Below are 15,780 nucleotides of genomic sequence, written 5' to 3'. Positions count from 1 at the left end.
GCTGCAGCCGCGGCCCCACGAACGGGTCAGCCGGGGAGGATCCACCCCTCCACGATGACGTCCTCGAGGACGAACATGAGCGCGACGCCGACGACGAACGTCACGGCGTTGAGACGCGTCACGATCGTGTCGGCGTCGAAACGGATGAGTTCGGCGAGCTCGACCAGCACCTGCAGGATCGCGCCGATCGCGATCGCGTAGAAGACCACGGCGAGCAGCGCCGAGTCCGCGAGACTGCCGATCCAGCCGCCCAGGATCACCGGGCCGCCGGCCAGCACGCCCATGATGGCGAAGTGGTGAAGCGGCGGGGTCGCCGTATCACGGGCGACCGCGGCGACGACGGTCGGACCCTCCATGATGTTGTGCATGACGAAGCCGATCACCAGGAGCATTACGAGCTCGCCCTGGCCGAGGACGAACGCCGTTCCGATCGCCAGCCCCTCGCCGATGCTGTGAAGGCCGAGCGCGACGGCGACCAGGTAGGCGACGTGGAGCCCGCTCTTCTCGGCGCCCGTCGCCACCGTTCGCTGGCGCCACCGGCTAAGCGCGTACATGATCCCGAACGTCGCGGCCACGCCTCCGACCGCGGCGACCGCCGCGAGCGACGCGCTCTCGAGTTCGCCACCGTAGTCGATTACCTCCTCGGTCATCTCGAAGGCGATGAAGGCGAGCACGCCGGCCGAGAGGGCGAGAAACGCGTGGATGAGCCGGTAATCCAGCGCGCGGATGAACGGGAACCAGAGCATCCCGATCGCGACCGGGACGATCCCGGCCAGAAAGCCGATGATAGTGAGCATCCAGAGGATATCGACGGTACTCGCCCCCGCCATCGACTCGATGTTGCCGAACGGGGAGGTGACGACCAGCACGACGAGCACGACCGATAGAACGACCAGGGGGGCGATAGCGAGGAGCCAGTGCGGGACTCGCTCGTGTATCGGCAACTTGTTATCCATACCGGCACACCTCGATCCGGACGCGTCGCTGATTCATTAGACACCATTTAGACGCGTCTAATCATATGTCTTTCTCCCCCACCTTTCGACTGAGGCTAATCAAATGTCGGTCACAAGACGACTACGGTTCGGAATCGAAACTTAGCCTTCGGCCTCGACCGGACGGGCGACGCGGACGTGATGGGCGACCGTCTCGGGGATCGACACCGGCTCGTCGTGCGTGCTCGAGCGGGCCGTCACCATGCCGAAGGGCGCGACCTCGAGAATCTCGAGTTCGACTCCGGGTTCGATCCCGTGGTCGGCCAGATAGGAGAGGATCTCCGGGTCGCGGTCGGCGACCTCCTCGACGACGACGACGTCGCCCTCGTCGAACTCGGCGACGGACTTGCCGTCGGACCGTTCGGGCGGTTCGAGGTCCGCGCTGGGGATCGGCGAGCCGTGGGGGTCGACGGTCGGCTCGTCGAGTGCGGCCGCGACGCGGGCCTCGAAGTCCTCGCTGATGTGGTGTTCGAGCCGGTCGGCCTCCTCGTGGACCTCCGCCCAGTCGTAGTCCAGATGCTCGGTGAGGTAGGACTCGAGCAGCCGGTGATGACGGACGACCTCGAGTGCGACCGTCTCACCCTCATCTGAGAGGGTGACGCCGCGGTACTTCTCGCGGTCGACGAGCCCGCGATCCTCGAGTTTCTCGAGCATGCTGGTAACGGTCGGCGACGTAACGTCCAGCTCCTCGGCGATCGCCGACGTCTTGATTCGATCGTCGGTCCCCTGCTGGAGCTGGTAGATCGCCTTGAGGTAGTCTTCCATCACGTCGCTCAGCATCATTTCGATCGGTTTTCGAGCCGTCTAACCCTAAAGCTATCGCCCTCGAGATTCCCGGTGAACCGGCACGAACAAAACGCTGCTCCGAAAAGGGATCGTATGGGACAGACAGTGCGAATCATCGGCGCGCCGATGGACTACGGGGCGAACCGCCGCGGCGTCGACATGGGGCCGTCGGCGATCAGGTACGCCGGACTGGGCGACGAACTCGAGGGGGCGGGGGTCGAACCGGTCGACGCCGGCGATTTACGCATTCCGCGGGCCGAGGAGCGCGATCCCGACGCCGACCAGCCCCGGGAAGGGAACGCGAAGTTCCTTCGTGAGGTCGGCGACGTCTGCTCGCGGCTCTCCGACGAAGTCGCCGAGACGCTCGCCGACGGGGAGTTCCCGCTGGTGTTGGGCGGCGATCACTCGGTCGCGATCGGATCGATGACCGGTGCCTCCAGAACCGCGGAGCTGGGTGCGATCTGGTTCGACGCCCACGCCGACCTCAACACGCCGGAATCCTCGCCCAGCGGGAACGTCCACGGAATGCCACTCGCCGCCGTGCTCGGCCGAGGGGCGTTCGACGAGATGGAGTGGGCCAGCGCTCCGAACCTCCGCGAGGAGTCGATCGCGTACGTCGGCCTCCGCAGCATCGACGAACGCGAACGCGAGTGGGTCCGCGACAGCGAGATGACCGCGTTCACCATGGCCGATATCGACGAGCGCGGAATCACGACCGTCGTCGAGGACGCCCTCGACGTCGCGACCGACGGGACCGACGGGATCCACGTCAGCCTCGACCTCGACTGGCTCGATCCGAAGGCGGCCCCCGGCGTCGGGACCCCGGTTCGTGGCGGCGTCACCTACCGGGAGGCCCACTCGGCGCTCGAGCGAGTCTCGACGCGAAACCGGCGCGAGGACGTCCTTCGCTCGATGGACGTCGTCGAGGTGAACCCGATCTTAGACGAGCGAAACGAGACGGCGACGCTCGCGGCCGATCTCACGGCGAGCGCGTTCGGGAAGCGCATCCTCTGAGCGAGGTCGGGTCGCTTCATCTTCGCGCGTGTGAACCTCTCTCGTGGTGATTCCGCTTTCAACACCTTTGTATCGGAGTGATTCGGAGTGTCAGGTATGACAGAGAACGTCGTCGTGCTCGGCGCCGGCTACGCCGGGGCCGGTGCGGTCAAAACGCTCCAATCGGAACTCGATGACAGCGCGCGCCTGACCTGGATCGCCGACGTCGACTACCACCTCGTCCTGCACGAGTCCCACCGCGTGATCCGTGATCCCAACGTCCAGGAGGACATCACGATTCCGGTCGAGGAGATCGCGGCACCCTCGACCCGGTTCGTCCAGGACGAGGTCACCGGTCTCGACACCGACGAACGGGTCGTCGAACTCGCCGATGGCGAGGACGTCGACTACGACTACGTCCTCGTCGCGCTGGGGAGCCAGACCGCCTACTACGGCATCCCCGGCCTCGAGAACCACTCGCTGACCCTCAAGAGCCTCGACGACGCCCTCGAGATCCACGAGGCCGTCGTGGAGGCGAGTCGCGACGCGACCCGCGGCGACCCCGCTCAGATCGTCATCGGCGGCGCCGGGCTCTCGGGCATCCAGACCGCCGGCGAGATCGCGGAGTTCCGCGACAACCACCGCGCACCCCTCGAGATCCACCTCGTCGAGGCCTTAGAGGAGATCTTCCCCGGAAACGATCCGGAGATCCAGCAGGCGCTTCGCGACCTGCTCCAGGACGCCGGCGTCCAGATCCACACGGACGATCCGATCACGGAAGCCGACGACGACGTGATCCACTTCGACGAGGGCGAGCCGCTTTCCCACGACGTGCTCGTCTGGACCGGCGGGATCACGGGCCGAGACGCCCTCGAGACGGCCGACCTCGAAAAGGAGCACAACCGCGTCAACGCCAGCGCGAACTTCCAGACGTCGAACGAGCGCGTCTTCGCGATCGGCGACTCGGCGATCGTCGACCAGGGGGACCGACCCGCACCGCCAACCGCGCAGGCCGCCTGGCAGGCCGCGGACGTCGCCGCCGAGAACATCAACCGCGCCATCCAGAACCGACCGCTGAAGACCTGGGAGCACAAGGACAAGGGGACGGTCGTCTCCGTCGGCGACAAGGCCGTCGCCCACGGCGTCAAGCCCGCGTTCGGTCTCGCGCTCCCCGTCGACACCTTCGGCGGCGTCCCCGCGAAGAACCTGAAGAAGGCGATCGCCGCCCGCTGGATCGCCGACGTCTCCTCGGCGAACCGCGCGCGAAAGGCCTGGTCCTCGCTGTAGTCGGCTCCGTTAGCCGTCCTCGAGCGACTCCGCGTCCATCGGTCGGGCCGGCACACCCGCGACGGTCGCTCCCGGTTCGACGTCCCGGGTGACAAGGGAGTTCGCCGCGACGCTCGCCCCCGCACCGATCTCGACGCCCGGCAACACGATCGCGCCCGCGCCGATCATCGCCCGCTCGCCGACGACGACCTCGCCCGTTCGGTACTCGTCTTGCAGGAACTCGTGACACAGCAGCGTCGCATCGTAGCCGACGATCGCGTGGTCCTTGACGGTGATCAGGTCGGGCCAGAACACGTCGGGAGTGGCCTCGAGGCCCCAAGAGACGCCGGCGCCGACGGTGACGCCGATCCGTCGTAACAGCCAGCGCTTGAGCCGCAGGCTCGGCGAGATTCGGACGAGCCAGACGACGACGTAGTTGATCGCGACCCGGAGCGGACTGCGCGCTCGAGTCCAGTGGGCGAGGGAGTTAGCGACACCGGGGGTCCGATGGCTGCGCACGCGGTCGTGGCGGGAGGGCGTCTCGTCGGTCACTACGGAGAGCGTTCGGGTCGTCGACACATGAAACCGATCGGTTTTGACGGCCCTCACTCCGCTCCGGGGGTGGCGTCCGCAGTCGATCGCTCACCGGGTAGGCCGACCAGCTCGCGGAACCGTTCGCCCGAGAGTTCACACCGGTACGCAGGTTTGAACATCATGTTCGCGCCGCCGGCTTCGACGTTCCACGCGGACTCGATCTCCTCGCGCAGGTAGTACTGCGCCTGAACGTTGCCCTCCCTGACGTAGTAGTCGCTTATTCGAATCGGGTCCCGGTCGAACAGCCCGCCCGGCTCCCGGCCGTCGACGATCACGACCGGCTTCTCGAGGTAGAGCTCGTCGCCCCGCGCGCGCTTGGCGTGGGCGTTCTGGGGATGGGCCTCGAGGACCGCTCGCCGCTCCTTTCCCGATTGCTCGGGAGTGACGACCGCGACCGAGTCGACGGTGAAGTAGCCGATCAGGTAGCGGTGAGCGCGGTCGCCGCCCGGTCGCCGGAGTCCGGCGTAGAAGCCGACGACGTCGCCGGGCTCGAGGGCTCGCAGCCGGGAGACGTACCCGCTGGTGCGGTGTTCGCCGTAGGTCAGCGCCTCGAAGTTGGGGTCGCGGTGGAACGGCCACGACTCGAGGTCGTCGCCGGAGACGGGCTCGCGGCCGCCGCGGACCGGCTGGGGCTCGATTCGGGTCGTGAGGTTGGCCGCGGTGCCGTCGTCTCCGCGCAGCGTCCAGGAGCCGAGCGTCTCCGTCTCCGCCGTCTCTCGGGTCTTCTCCGGGATCGGGACGTACTCGAAGCGTCCGTCGTCGTACAGCGGCCCGAGCGCCCCGAGGTTCGTGCTGTCGGCGCCGATACCGGCGAGAACGACCGTCATAGCCGATTCTGGGCAACGAACGCCGATAAAGCCGCCGATCGCGCGGTCGCTGACGACTTGTCTCCGGCCCCGAAGGGAACGACCCACGAACCGAGCGCTCTCGACTATGGTGTGGAACGCCCGCCGTTTTGGTCTGCGGTCCCGGGAGCGAGGAGCGCTGTCTTCTTGGTTCGCGCCAGTGAAGCGACCATACCTACACAACCGGGTACAGAATACTCGACGGTCGAGCCCCAATCGTTCGACAGTGCGAGAGTTCGTCGAGTGTAGCAACTGCGAGTTCGTCCTCCTGGCGGAGGGTGGTACCGACCCGATCCCGAACCGACAGGACGCGTGTCCGAGATGCGACGGAACCGAGTTCCGACTTCTCGACGGAGAGCCGATGCGACTGTAGTCCTGACTGAAACGGTTCGCACGCCGTCGCCTGGCCGCCGTGCAATCGGCTCGTGATCGACGTTCAGCGGGTACTGTGGGTTCCGTCCGGCGTTCCAAGCGCGTCCACGACACGGATCGACGGTTCTTCACAGTCACAGCCGCTCGTCGAACTGATCGGAAGGATCTCACCGTCGGGGCGACGCCACACGGCACAGACCGCGCTGCAGTTCTCGCAGACGCCGGCTCGCTTCTCTCGGTTTTGGGTTGTCATTATCGAAACGCCGGGTCGGAGTGGTGGTGGTGGTCGGCGGGTGGTGATGGTGTGTCGCCGGTAACTCTTCCCGGCATCATTCGTTGCTCGCGACGAGCGTATTGAACCGGGTGATCGTCAGCTCGAGTTACCGATCGTTTACCGGAATTGTCGTGACTTTCGTCACGCCGTCCCGAATTCGTTCGGACCCGCCTCTCGTCGTCCGGTCTGCGAACGGTCCGGTCGGAGACCCCGCCGCTATCCCCGTCGATCACCGAACCGGCACGTGCGCTCGAGACGATACGTCGCCCTCGGCTACTCACCGTGTTCGCTACGGACGACACGAGCGTGTTCCGGCCGGTGTTCTCATCAGGACCCACCGTCTTCCCCGTTCGATGCGGGCACTGCCGTACTCGATACGCTCCTGGAGTCGACCTGCACGCGGAGATGCGTCGCTCCTCGACTCGTTCCACATCGCTGTCGCTCACGTTTTTGTTCACAGTAGAAGTGAGACTACGGTCGCAGCAAAGTTGCTCCCTGGTCCTATTTTCACTCCTCACCTCACAACGGTCGCTCCACTCCCTCGTTCGTTACGTCGTGAAAATGGGACTGCCGAGGACTCGCTATGCTCGTCCTCGTATTCCCACGTTTTCTCCGAAAACAACGGGACCGCCGAGAATTGAACAGATGCAAGACGGTCCAGCTCGCGCCCGTTGGCCGCCCGCTGGCTGCGACTTGCGTTCTCAATTCTCGGCTCTTTCCACAGTTCTGCCGCTTACGGTTTTGTTCGCGGCAAAAGTGGGACCACGGTCGCAGCGGAGCTGCTCTCTGGTCCCACTTTCCTCTCCTCACGTCACTCCGGTCGTTCCACTCCCTCGTTCGTTGCGTCGCGAAAAGTGGGACCGCCGAGAATTGAACTCGGGTCCTACGGACCCCATCCGCAGAGGATACCACTACCCCACGGTCCCGTACTTTGACCGATGGCCGTCTGCCGTTTAAGCGTGTCGTTTCGATCCGAGTCGGGTTCCGAGCTCAGACCAGTACTCGCTCGAGGTCGACGACGGTTCCCGAGTCCGCGTCGGGATCCCCGACCAGTGTGCCCAGACAGACAGCGGCGCCGTTGGGCGTGAAACAGGCCACCAGCGACCCCCGCTCGGCGTCGCCGGCCTCGAGCACGCCGGGTGCATAGACGGGCGCACCGGTCGCGACCTGCTCGGCCGCGCTGTCGGCGATCACCACTCGAGGAATGTGCTCGAGGATCCGTTCGGCCGGCTCGACCACTTCGTACAGCGGCTCGGGGTCGTCGTCCTCGAGCCAGAACGCGAGCGCGTCGTAGAACGTCTGGGCGGTGTGCAGCGTCGAGTCGTCGAACGGCGTCGTCGCCGTCCGGCGGAGGTGTCCCATGTGGCCGCCGGTACCGAGTGCGAGTCCCAGATCGTGACAGAGCTTGCGGACGTAGGTTCCGCTCTCGCAGCCGATCCGCAGGAGGAGTCGTCGGTCCTCGACCTCGAGGACGTCGAGGTCGTAGATCTCTCGCACCCGGAGCCGACGCGAGACGGCGCTCTTCCGGGGCGGTTTCTGGTAGATCGGCCCCTCGAACTCGGCGGCGATCGACTCGGCGTCTCCCGGCACCGAGCCGTGACACTCGAGGACGGCGACGTACTCCTTTTCGCCTTCGAGAAACGTCTGGGCGAGTCGGGTCGCCTCGCCGAGCATAACCGGCAGACAGCCCGTTACCTTCGGATCGAGGGTGCCGGCGTGGGCCGCCTGGTCGATCGGCTCTGTGTCGCGTTCGGTGAGGGCGTCGGCGACTTCGTCGCGGAGCCAGCCGCTGACCTGGTGGGAGGAGGGGCCGGGTGGTTTGTCGAGGTTGACGACGCCAAACTGCAGCAGTTCGGCGGGTGAGCGTTCCTCGGGTGGGCCACGCAACGCCATCAGAACTCGTAGTCTGCGATGACGGGTGCTTTCCCCTCGTCGCCGTGGGCCTCATACTCGTCGACGGCGGTGACGAGCATGTCGAGGACGGCGTCCGGATCCCAGCGAGCGGTGTTCACCGAGAGGTCGTAGATCGTCAGATCCCGGATGTCGATCCCGTAGTACTCCTGGTAGCGCTGGGCCTCGCTCGCCTCCCGGGCTTCGGTCTCCTCGGTCGCCCGCCGCGGATCCTTCTCCTCGCGTTCGGCGATCCGCTCGCCGCGGACCGACGCCGGCGCGTCGAGCCAGAACCGAAAGTCTGCGTGATCGCCGGCGAGCCAGCCCGCCAGCCGGGACTCGAGAACCAGGTCGTCCTCCTGGGTGGCGATCTCGCGAAGCCGACGGTCGAGATCCCGGTCGATCTCGTCGTTCTCCTCGGCCAGCTTGTTGAACTCGAGCGGTGTATACCCCCGCTCGTCGGCAAGTTCGCGGAAGATGTCGCCGCCGCTGACGTGGTCGAGATCGAAGGCGTCCGCGAGGAGTTCCGCGGTCGTACTCTTCCCGCTTCCCGGCGGGCCGGAGACGGTAAGTAACATATTCGAACTGCGACGGGACGGGTAAAATGGGTTTTGAATCGGTCGACGCCTCGAGCCCGGTAGCGCCGGGAGATTCCGCGAGGGTCAGGCGCTCGAGGGCGTCATGTCGATGTTCAACGCCTTGCGAAGCAGCTGGGTGAAGCCCATCGAACAGAGGAAGTACCAGACGATCCAGGCCCACATCGGTCCGAGCAGCCCCTCGTCGAGGGCGACCTCGCCGACGATGGGCATGATCATCATCCGGTCGGCCTCGGTGATGTGGCCGCCGAGGATCTTCCAGTACATCCAGAGGAACAGCGGGATCGTAAACAGCATGATCCAGACCATCGGCCGGAACTGCTCTTTGAACATCCCGAGGTTGTCGGCCATCGCTTCCATCTGCTCCTCGCGGACCTCCTCCATCTCGTTCTCGAGCCGTTCGATCTCGGCCTCGCTCGCGTCGCGTTCCTCGGCTTCCTGCTTGCGCTCGCGGACGTCCTTCTGTTTTTCCTGCATCGCCTTCATCCGTTCCTGATACTTTCCGATCCGCTCGGGGTTCATCAGGTTCGCCTGCAGGAGCGTCGAGTACAGTCCCGTCAGCAGCGCGACCGAGAGGATCACCGCGTAGAACGGAAGCGCCGCGTCGAGCGGTCCGAACACGATGTCGATCGTGCCACCGACCGTGTTCCGAACCGAGTCGAGCCAGTAGCCGATCATCAGCAGAACCGATCCGAGACCGGCCATCTTGTCCCACTGGGACCAGCTCGCGGCCTCCTCGTCGATGTCGACGTCGGGCACCCCGCCGCTGACGTCGCCATCCCCGTCGAGAGCCTCGTCGTAGGCCTCGCGGTCGGCGATCTCGAACCCCTCGTTGCCGTCGACCAACACCCCCTTCTCGATCAGTCGGCCCCACTGTCCGCTGGTCAGATCGTCGTTGACATCTCCCCACTGGACCTCGCCGCCGTTCCTGTCGGCTTCCTCGCGGATCGACTCGAGGGCCTCCGTCATCGAGGAATCCTCGCGGACGAGGGCGTTGATCTTCTCGGCTGTACGCGTCATCTGCCAGAGGCTAGGGTACGTCCGATATACAAGTGTTTTTCTTCGCGCGCCCGAGCCCCGATCGGACTCGAGTACGTTCGGTCCGGCTCAGGCGGCGTCTTCGATCGTCGCCTTCACGTCCGCCCAGACCTCGTCGGGCGCCTGGTTGCCGTCGACGCGCTCGAGGACCCCCTCCTCCTCGTAGTGTTCGACGACCGGTTCCGTGTTCTCCCGGTAGACCCGAAGTCGTTCCTTGACGGTTTCCTCGGTGTCGTCCTCGCGTTGCTCGAGGCGCCCCTCGATCTCGGGATCCTCCGGCGGGTTGTACTCGACGTGGTAGATCTCGCCGGTCTCGGGATCCATCCGACGGCCCGTCAGTCGGTGGACCAGCTCCTCCTCGTCGACGTCGAGGTAGAGCACGACGTCGAGGTCGGTCATCTCCGCGAGCTCCTCGGCCTGCTCCAAGTTCCGCGGGTAGCCGTCGAGCACGTAGCCGTCGGCCTGGGAGAGCGCCTCGTCGACGATGGCGTTGACGACCTCGTCGGGGACGAGTTCACCCTGGTCCATGTACTCCGCGGGGGTGTCGTACTCCGTGTCCATGTCGGAGATGTCCATCTCCTTGTTCGAACGGAGTGCGTCACCGGTCGTAACGTGTTCGACACCGAACTCCTCCGCGATGTTTGCGCTCTGTGTCCCTTTTCCCGCCCCGGGCGCACCCAGGATCAGGATGTGTGGTTGTGCCATGTTCCCCCGTTCAGCACCGTCACATAAAGGCTTAAAGAATCGGGCACGTCCGTACGGGTATGACGCGATTCGACGCCGACGAGCCGGCCGAGCGACGGAAGCTGTACGCCGACGGAATCCAGGCACACCGCGAGCGAGGCGCGGGATTCGTCACGTTCGAGGTCGACGCGGACTCCGTCTCGGCGGCCGAGGACCTCGACCCCGAACTGGGCACACCCTGGGTCCAGTTCGCCGACGGCACGATCAACGTCGACTGTACCGACGAAGAACTCGAGGCGCTCAAGGGATTGCTCTCGGAGTTTCCCGTGTTCAAGATCGACGAGATCAACCGATCGGAGGAGGCCGAGGGGGTCAACGTCCGGATCAGCGCGAAGGCCGATCCGAACCGGATCGGGCAGTTCGTCGACGCCGTCTTCGCCCGCGTCTACGGGCTCCCCGAGGCGTTTCGCGTCTGGGTCGTCGATCTCTGAGACGGACCGTTGTCCGTCTAACTACTCGATTCGGAGCTCGCCGCCCGAGCCGTCCTCGCCTTCGCTTCCCTCGTCCCACTCGAGTTCGAACTCGACGCTGAGCTCGGCGGGGCCGCCCGAACTCGAGGTCTCGCGCTCGGCTTTGATCTCGAAGGTTGGGCGGGCGGGCGGGGACATCGTGACCGACTCGCCGCCGGCCTCGAGGGAAAGGTCACCCTCGCCGTCGATCGAGTCGGCGACCGAGCGGAGGTAATCGGCGATCTCGTTGCGCTCCATCGACCGTTCGAATTTGAATAGCACTTCCTCTGGCATACGAGAGAAGAGGAGCTATCGGGTATAGAACCTGTCGCCGAATCCGGACTGGCGAGAGTGGTCGAAAGCCGTTCGGTTCGTCCAGTCGCTGGATTTATCGCGGCCGAAAATAGAGGATACGGTATACACGGAATCGGATCGCTCCGGTCTAGAGGTCCGACGTCTGCCGCTGCAGGCGGGGTCCTCACATTGTTAGGTATGACGTCTGCCAAATCTTCGCGCTGTCGATCGTCGTCTCGTCTCGAGAACATCGGTCTCCTGCACGCGACCGGCAGGTGGTCAGCGTGCACGTGATCATTGTCGGTGCCGGCGAGGTTGGACAGTCGATCGCGGGGAACCTCCAGGAAGCCCACGACGTCGTCGTCATCGACCGGGACGAGGAGATCGTCGAGGACCTCACCTATTCGATGGACGTCCTCGCGATCCAGGGCAACGGCACCGAGATCGCGACGCTTCGGGAGGCCGGGATCGAGGAGGCCGATCTCGTGATCGCCTCCACCGACAACGACGAGTCGAACGTCGTGATCTGTGGCGCCGCCAAGACCGAAAGCGACGCGTTCACCATCGCCCGCGTACGACGGCGGACGCTGCTGGAAACCTGGCAGGGAACCCAGGGGGCGTTCGGCGTCGATTTCATGGTCTGTACGGACCTGCTTGCCGCCCAGACGATCTTCCGTATCTCCGGGCTGCCGGCGGCCCAGGACGTCAACATGTTCGCGGGCGGGCTCGTCCGCATGGCGGAGTTCGAGATCGGCCCGGACAGCCCCGTCGCCGATCTCTCCATCCAGGAGGCGGACTGTTACGACTCGATGACGTTCGCCGCGATCTTCCGGGAGGGTGAGATGATCGTCGCGACCGGGGAGTCGATCATCCACTCCGGCGATCGGGTCGTCGTTATCGGGAGCCCCGACTCGGTGAAGGGGTTCGCTTCGGATATCACGACGCCCGGTCACAGCGAGAACAGGGAGATCGTCATCATCGGCGCCAGCGAGATCGGTTTCCAGACCGCCCGCGAGTTCGAGGATCACGGCTACGAACCCCGCCTGATCGAGCAAGACCACGACCGTGCCCGGGAGGTCGCAGAGGCGCTGCCGAACACGATGGTGATGGAAAGCGACGCCACCGACACCGACTTTCTCGTCAGAGAACACATCGACGAGGCCGATCTCGTCGTGGCGGCACTGGACGGCGACGAAAAGAACCTCCTCGTCTCGCTACTGGCCAAGCGTCTCGGGGTCGATCGGACGATCGCGGTGATCGAGAACCTCCAGTACGCCGAACTCTTCGAACAGGTCGGCATCGACGTCGCGATCAACCCCCGCGAGGAGACCTCCGAGGAGATTATTCGATTCACGCACGCGGGTCACACCGAGAAGATCGCGATGGTCGAACACGATCGCGCCGAAGTTATCGAGGTCGAGGTCAGCGAGGACAGCGCCCTCACCGGACGCCCGATCGCCGAGGCGGCCGCCGAGTTCCCTGACGGCGTCGTGATCGGTGCGATCTCGAGACGGGGCGAGCTGATCACCCCGCGAGGAACGACCGTCGTCGAACCTGGGGATCACGTCGTCCTCTTCGTCGACGCGACGGTTCTCGATCGCGTCCTCGAGATGCTGTAAGAGTGTGCCGACCGACAGCCGAAATCGTTCCTCACGAAGCAGCGTTCGCTTCGATGGCCTCGACATCGTCGGTCGACGTCGAGGGATAATTTGACTCCTTCGCCGCCTCGAGACGGCGTTGTCAGCCGCTGTCGCCGCGTAGATTCGGCACACCATCGGCGCGCGCAGTCCGATTTCGGCCCATTTATATTGCTCAGGTAGTTTCACACGGACATGCATCTCTCGTTCGGTACGTCTAGATACCCGTCTCTCCACGAGCGGAGCTACGTGCAGAGCCGACAGCCGATCGAGGTGACCTAAATGCGGCAACGAACTCGATGTCGACTATCCGAGCCCACGACGCCCCGCAGTTCGCGCAGCTCGAACCGATGGAGGAAAACGAATGAGTGACGAGGAACTCGCGAAGGACCTCGGGCTGCTCTCGGCGCTGACGATCGGTATCGGGACGATGATCGGTGCGGGGATCTTCGTCCTGCCGGGGATCGCCGCCCAGGAGGCCGGACCCGCCGTCGTCCTCTCGTTTATTATCGGTGGAATGATCGCGCTGATCAACGCCCTCTCGGTGAGCGAACTCGGGACGGCGATGCCGAAAGCCGGCGGCGCCTACTACTACATCAACCGCGCGCTCGGGCCGCTGTTCGGCTCGATATCGGGAATGGGTGACTGGATCGGGCTCGCCTTCGCCAGCGCGTTCTACTCGATCGGCTTCGGTGGCTACCTCGCGGATCTGTTGGACGGCACCGTCGTCTCGCTTCCCGTTCTCGGGACCGTTTCGCTGTTGCCGACGATCGCGCTCGGTCCGTTTACGTTAAACGAGATCCAGATCGGCGCAATCATCGCGGGTGCGGTCTTCGTCGGCGTCAACTACATCGGCGCCAAGGAAACCGGTAGTATTCAGACCGTCATCGTCACGATTCTGCTCGGGATCCTGACGATCTTCGCGGTCGCCGGCTTCTTCTCGTTCGACTGGGCGACGGTCACCGCCGAAGGCGGACTGGCTCCCGAGGGAACGGGCGCAATCCTTCCGGGCGCCGCGCTCGTGTTCGTCTCCTATCTGGGCTACGCGAAGATCGCGACGATCGGGGAGGAACTGAAGAATCCCGGTCGGAACCTTCCGATCGCGATCGTCGGCAGCGTCGTGATCGTGATGGGCATCTACACGATCCTCGTGGGCCTCCTGATGGGGCTGATCCCTCACAGCGAGTTCTTCCTCGACCAGGCCGAGAACGCGCCGATGTCCTATGCAGCCGAAACCGTCTTCGACTACGAGTTCGCCGTCGTCGGCTTCGAGATTCCGATTCTCGGTATTGGCGTCACCTCGATCACGCTCGCCGCGCTGTTGGCGACGGCCTCGAGCGCGAACGCCTCGATCCTCGCCTCGGCCCGAATCAACTTCGCGATGGGCCGGGACAAGATCGTCACCGACTGGCTCAACGAGATCCACCCCAACTACGCGACGCCGTACCGATCGATCGCGCTGACCGGGCTGATGATCATCGTCTTCATCATCGCGCTCGGCGAAACCGTCGAGATCCTCGCGAGCGCCGCCAGCGTTCTCCACCTGGTTGTCTACGCGCTGATCAACGCCTCACTGATCGTGTTTCGGGAGGCGGACGTCCCGGAGTACGATCCGGAGTTCGAAGTTCCGCTCTACCCGTTCACTCCGATCGCGGGCTTCGTCCTCTCGCTCGCGCTCATCTACTTCATGGGCAACGTGGCGACCGCGATCAGTGGTCTGTTCGTCGTCTTCGCCATCCTCTGGTACTTCTTCTACGCGCGAACGGAGACGGACCGAGAGGGGATCCTCACCTCCTATATCCTCGACCGATCCGACGAGATGCCCGAGCCGGCGGTGTCTGCGGCAACCGCGGTGAAACCGATCGGGGACGCCGAGTCGGGGCCCCGCGTCATGGTCGCCATCGCGAACCCGCGCACCGAACAGGCGCTGATCACGCTCGGTAGCGCCATCGCGCAAGCGAAGGGTGGGTCCGTCCTCGCGACCCACATCGTTCAGGTACCCGACCAGACGCCCCTGCAGAAGGGCGCCGAGCAGATCGATCAGATCAGCGCCGAATCCGAGCGGCTGCTGGCCGACGCGGAGGCGTCGGCCGAGACGTTCGACGCTGACGTCGAGACGAAGACGATCGTCTCCCACCGGTCCTTCGAAGAGGTGTTCGACGCTGCCGGCACGTACGGCGTCGACACCGTCGTCATGGGCTGGGGCCGATCGACCGTCGGCGAGGGCCGCGTCGAGCGCCCACTCGACGAACTCACACACGACCTGCCGTGTGACTTCGTCATCCTCGACGGCGAGGAGGTGACGGCCGATCGGATCCTCCTTCCGACGGCGGGCGGAAGCGGTTCGGAGGTCAGCGCCGCCGTCGCACGCGCGCTCCAGGCGGAGTACGGCAGTGAGATCAGCCTGTTGCACGTCGTCGACGATCCCGACGAGCGCGAGGAGGGTGAAGCCTTCCTCGAGGAGTGGGCTGCCGAGCAGGGACTCGAGGGAACCACCCACATCGTCGACGACTCCGGGGACGTCGGGGAGGCGATCGAGCGCGCGGCGTCCGACCACTCGCTGGTGATCCTCGGGGCGACCAGACGCGGCGTGCTCTCGCGGCTGGTGCGAGGGTCGCTCGTCTTCGACGTGGCGACCGACCTCGACGTCCCGGTTCTGCTCGCAGAGAAGGAGAGCTCGCGGTCGCTTCGCGAGCGAGTCCTGGGCGAACGGCGGGACTGAACCCGCTTCGCCCGAACCTGTTCGCTCGTTCGATCACTCCTATCAGATGCCTGTCTATGAGTGAGGGACACAAGCGACAGAAAAAAGGTTCCCCACTCCAACTGGCTCGTGATGGATCGACACGGAAACTGTCGAGCGAGTCGGTCGAGGTCGGCAATACCCACCCGACAGCGCGCAGTGACGCGAATTCGCCGGGTGCGTTTCCAAATAGATAAGTGCCCACGGCAACCATCGACCGACATATAAGCGGTCTTCAAACGAGGTGAACACAATCTTCAGCACAGC

General features: G+C 65.0%; 15 protein-coding genes and 1 tRNA gene. 5 read left to right on the top strand and 11 right to left on the bottom strand.

All coding sequences use genetic code 11. The annotated features are described in order from the left end of the window. Positions 1-26 precede the first annotated feature (26 nt). Both QA609_RS13860 and QA609_RS13855 read right to left on the bottom strand, forming a co-directional pair. Positions 27-956 carry a metal cation transporter gene (locus QA609_RS13860; RefSeq protein ID WP_278303207.1) on the bottom strand — a complete coding sequence of 310 codons (930 nt, stop codon included), beginning with the start codon at positions 954-956 and terminating at the stop codon, positions 27-29. 141 nt (positions 957-1,097) lie between these two features. Next, positions 1,098-1,778 (bottom strand): metal-dependent transcriptional regulator, encoded by a 681-nt coding sequence (locus QA609_RS13855; protein WP_278303206.1) that lies wholly within the window; start codon positions 1,776-1,778, stop codon positions 1,098-1,100. 96 nt (positions 1,779-1,874) lie between these two features. Between QA609_RS13855 and rocF the strand changes: the two genes are divergently transcribed. Both rocF and QA609_RS13845 read left to right on the top strand, forming a co-directional pair. After that, positions 1,875-2,795 (top strand): arginase, encoded by a 921-nt coding sequence (rocF, locus tag QA609_RS13850; RefSeq protein WP_278303205.1) that lies wholly within the window; start codon positions 1,875-1,877, stop codon positions 2,793-2,795. A 96-nt stretch (positions 2,796-2,891) separates the two neighbouring features. After that, the gene (locus tag QA609_RS13845) at positions 2,892-4,061 is read left to right on the top strand and encodes an FAD-dependent oxidoreductase (RefSeq protein ID WP_278303204.1); all 1,170 of its coding nucleotides are present in this window, start codon (positions 2,892-2,894) and stop codon (positions 4,059-4,061) included. A gap of 9 nt (positions 4,062-4,070) precedes the next feature. On the opposite strand, the gene QA609_RS13840 is transcribed toward QA609_RS13845, so the two are convergent. From QA609_RS13840 to QA609_RS13805, 8 genes are all read right to left on the bottom strand, one after another. Further along, positions 4,071-4,592: an acyltransferase gene (locus QA609_RS13840; RefSeq protein WP_278303203.1), complete on the bottom strand. Its 522-nt coding sequence runs from the start codon at positions 4,590-4,592 to the stop codon at positions 4,071-4,073. A gap of 53 nt (positions 4,593-4,645) precedes the next feature. Further along, on the bottom strand, positions 4,646-5,461 hold the full coding sequence (locus tag QA609_RS13835; RefSeq protein WP_278303202.1) for a hypothetical protein: 816 nt from the start codon (positions 5,459-5,461) through the stop codon (positions 4,646-4,648). Positions 5,462-5,915: 454 nt separating this feature from the next. Then, positions 5,916-6,104: a hypothetical protein gene (locus QA609_RS13830; RefSeq protein ID WP_278303201.1), complete on the bottom strand. Its 189-nt coding sequence runs from the start codon at positions 6,102-6,104 to the stop codon at positions 5,916-5,918. A gap of 876 nt (positions 6,105-6,980) precedes the next feature. Beyond that, positions 6,981-7,051 (bottom strand) — tRNA-Pro (locus QA609_RS13825). Between the two features lie 64 nt (positions 7,052-7,115). Continuing rightward, positions 7,116-8,018, bottom strand: a complete 903-nt coding sequence (locus QA609_RS13820; protein WP_278303200.1) for an RNA-guided pseudouridylation complex pseudouridine synthase subunit Cbf5 — start codon at positions 8,016-8,018, stop codon at positions 7,116-7,118. Next, positions 8,018-8,593, bottom strand: a complete 576-nt coding sequence (gene cmk, locus QA609_RS13815) for a (d)CMP kinase (RefSeq protein WP_278303199.1) — start codon at positions 8,591-8,593, stop codon at positions 8,018-8,020. Before cmk ends, QA609_RS13820 begins: the two co-directional genes overlap by 1 nt. An 84-nt stretch (positions 8,594-8,677) precedes the next feature. After that, on the bottom strand, positions 8,678-9,631 hold the full coding sequence (locus tag QA609_RS13810) for a DUF106 domain-containing protein (protein ID WP_278303198.1): 954 nt from the start codon (positions 9,629-9,631) through the stop codon (positions 8,678-8,680). 87 nt (positions 9,632-9,718) lie between these two features. Next, positions 9,719-10,354 carry an adenylate kinase gene (locus tag QA609_RS13805; protein ID WP_343233800.1) on the bottom strand — a complete coding sequence of 212 codons (636 nt, stop codon included), beginning with the start codon at positions 10,352-10,354 and terminating at the stop codon, positions 9,719-9,721. A gap of 59 nt (positions 10,355-10,413) precedes the next feature. Between QA609_RS13805 and QA609_RS13800 the strand changes: the two genes are divergently transcribed. Then, entirely contained in the window at positions 10,414-10,824 is a 411-nt protein-coding gene (locus tag QA609_RS13800) for a hypothetical protein (protein WP_278303195.1), read from the top strand. 21 nt (positions 10,825-10,845) lie between these two features. Here the strand turns inward: QA609_RS13800 and QA609_RS13795 are convergent, their stop codons facing one another. Continuing rightward, on the bottom strand, positions 10,846-11,136 hold the full coding sequence (locus QA609_RS13795; RefSeq protein ID WP_278303194.1) for an amphi-Trp domain-containing protein: 291 nt from the start codon (positions 11,134-11,136) through the stop codon (positions 10,846-10,848). A gap of 284 nt (positions 11,137-11,420) precedes the next feature. On the opposite strand from QA609_RS13795, the gene trkA reads away from it, so the two are divergent. Next, the gene (gene trkA / locus QA609_RS13790; protein WP_278303193.1) at positions 11,421-12,755 is read left to right on the top strand and encodes a Trk system potassium transporter TrkA; all 1,335 of its coding nucleotides are present in this window, start codon (positions 11,421-11,423) and stop codon (positions 12,753-12,755) included. A 382-nt stretch (positions 12,756-13,137) separates the two neighbouring features. After that, the gene (locus QA609_RS13785; protein WP_278303192.1) at positions 13,138-15,495 is read left to right on the top strand and encodes an amino acid permease; all 2,358 of its coding nucleotides are present in this window, start codon (positions 13,138-13,140) and stop codon (positions 15,493-15,495) included. Positions 15,496-15,780 lie beyond the last annotated feature (285 nt).

It is taken from the genome of Natronococcus sp. A-GB7 (assembly GCF_029688865.1).
GTDB lineage: Archaea > Halobacteriota > Halobacteria > Halobacteriales > Natrialbaceae > Natronococcus.
The sequence above is the reverse complement of the archived record's forward strand: the minus strand, read 5'-3'. Positions and strand labels throughout refer to the sequence as shown.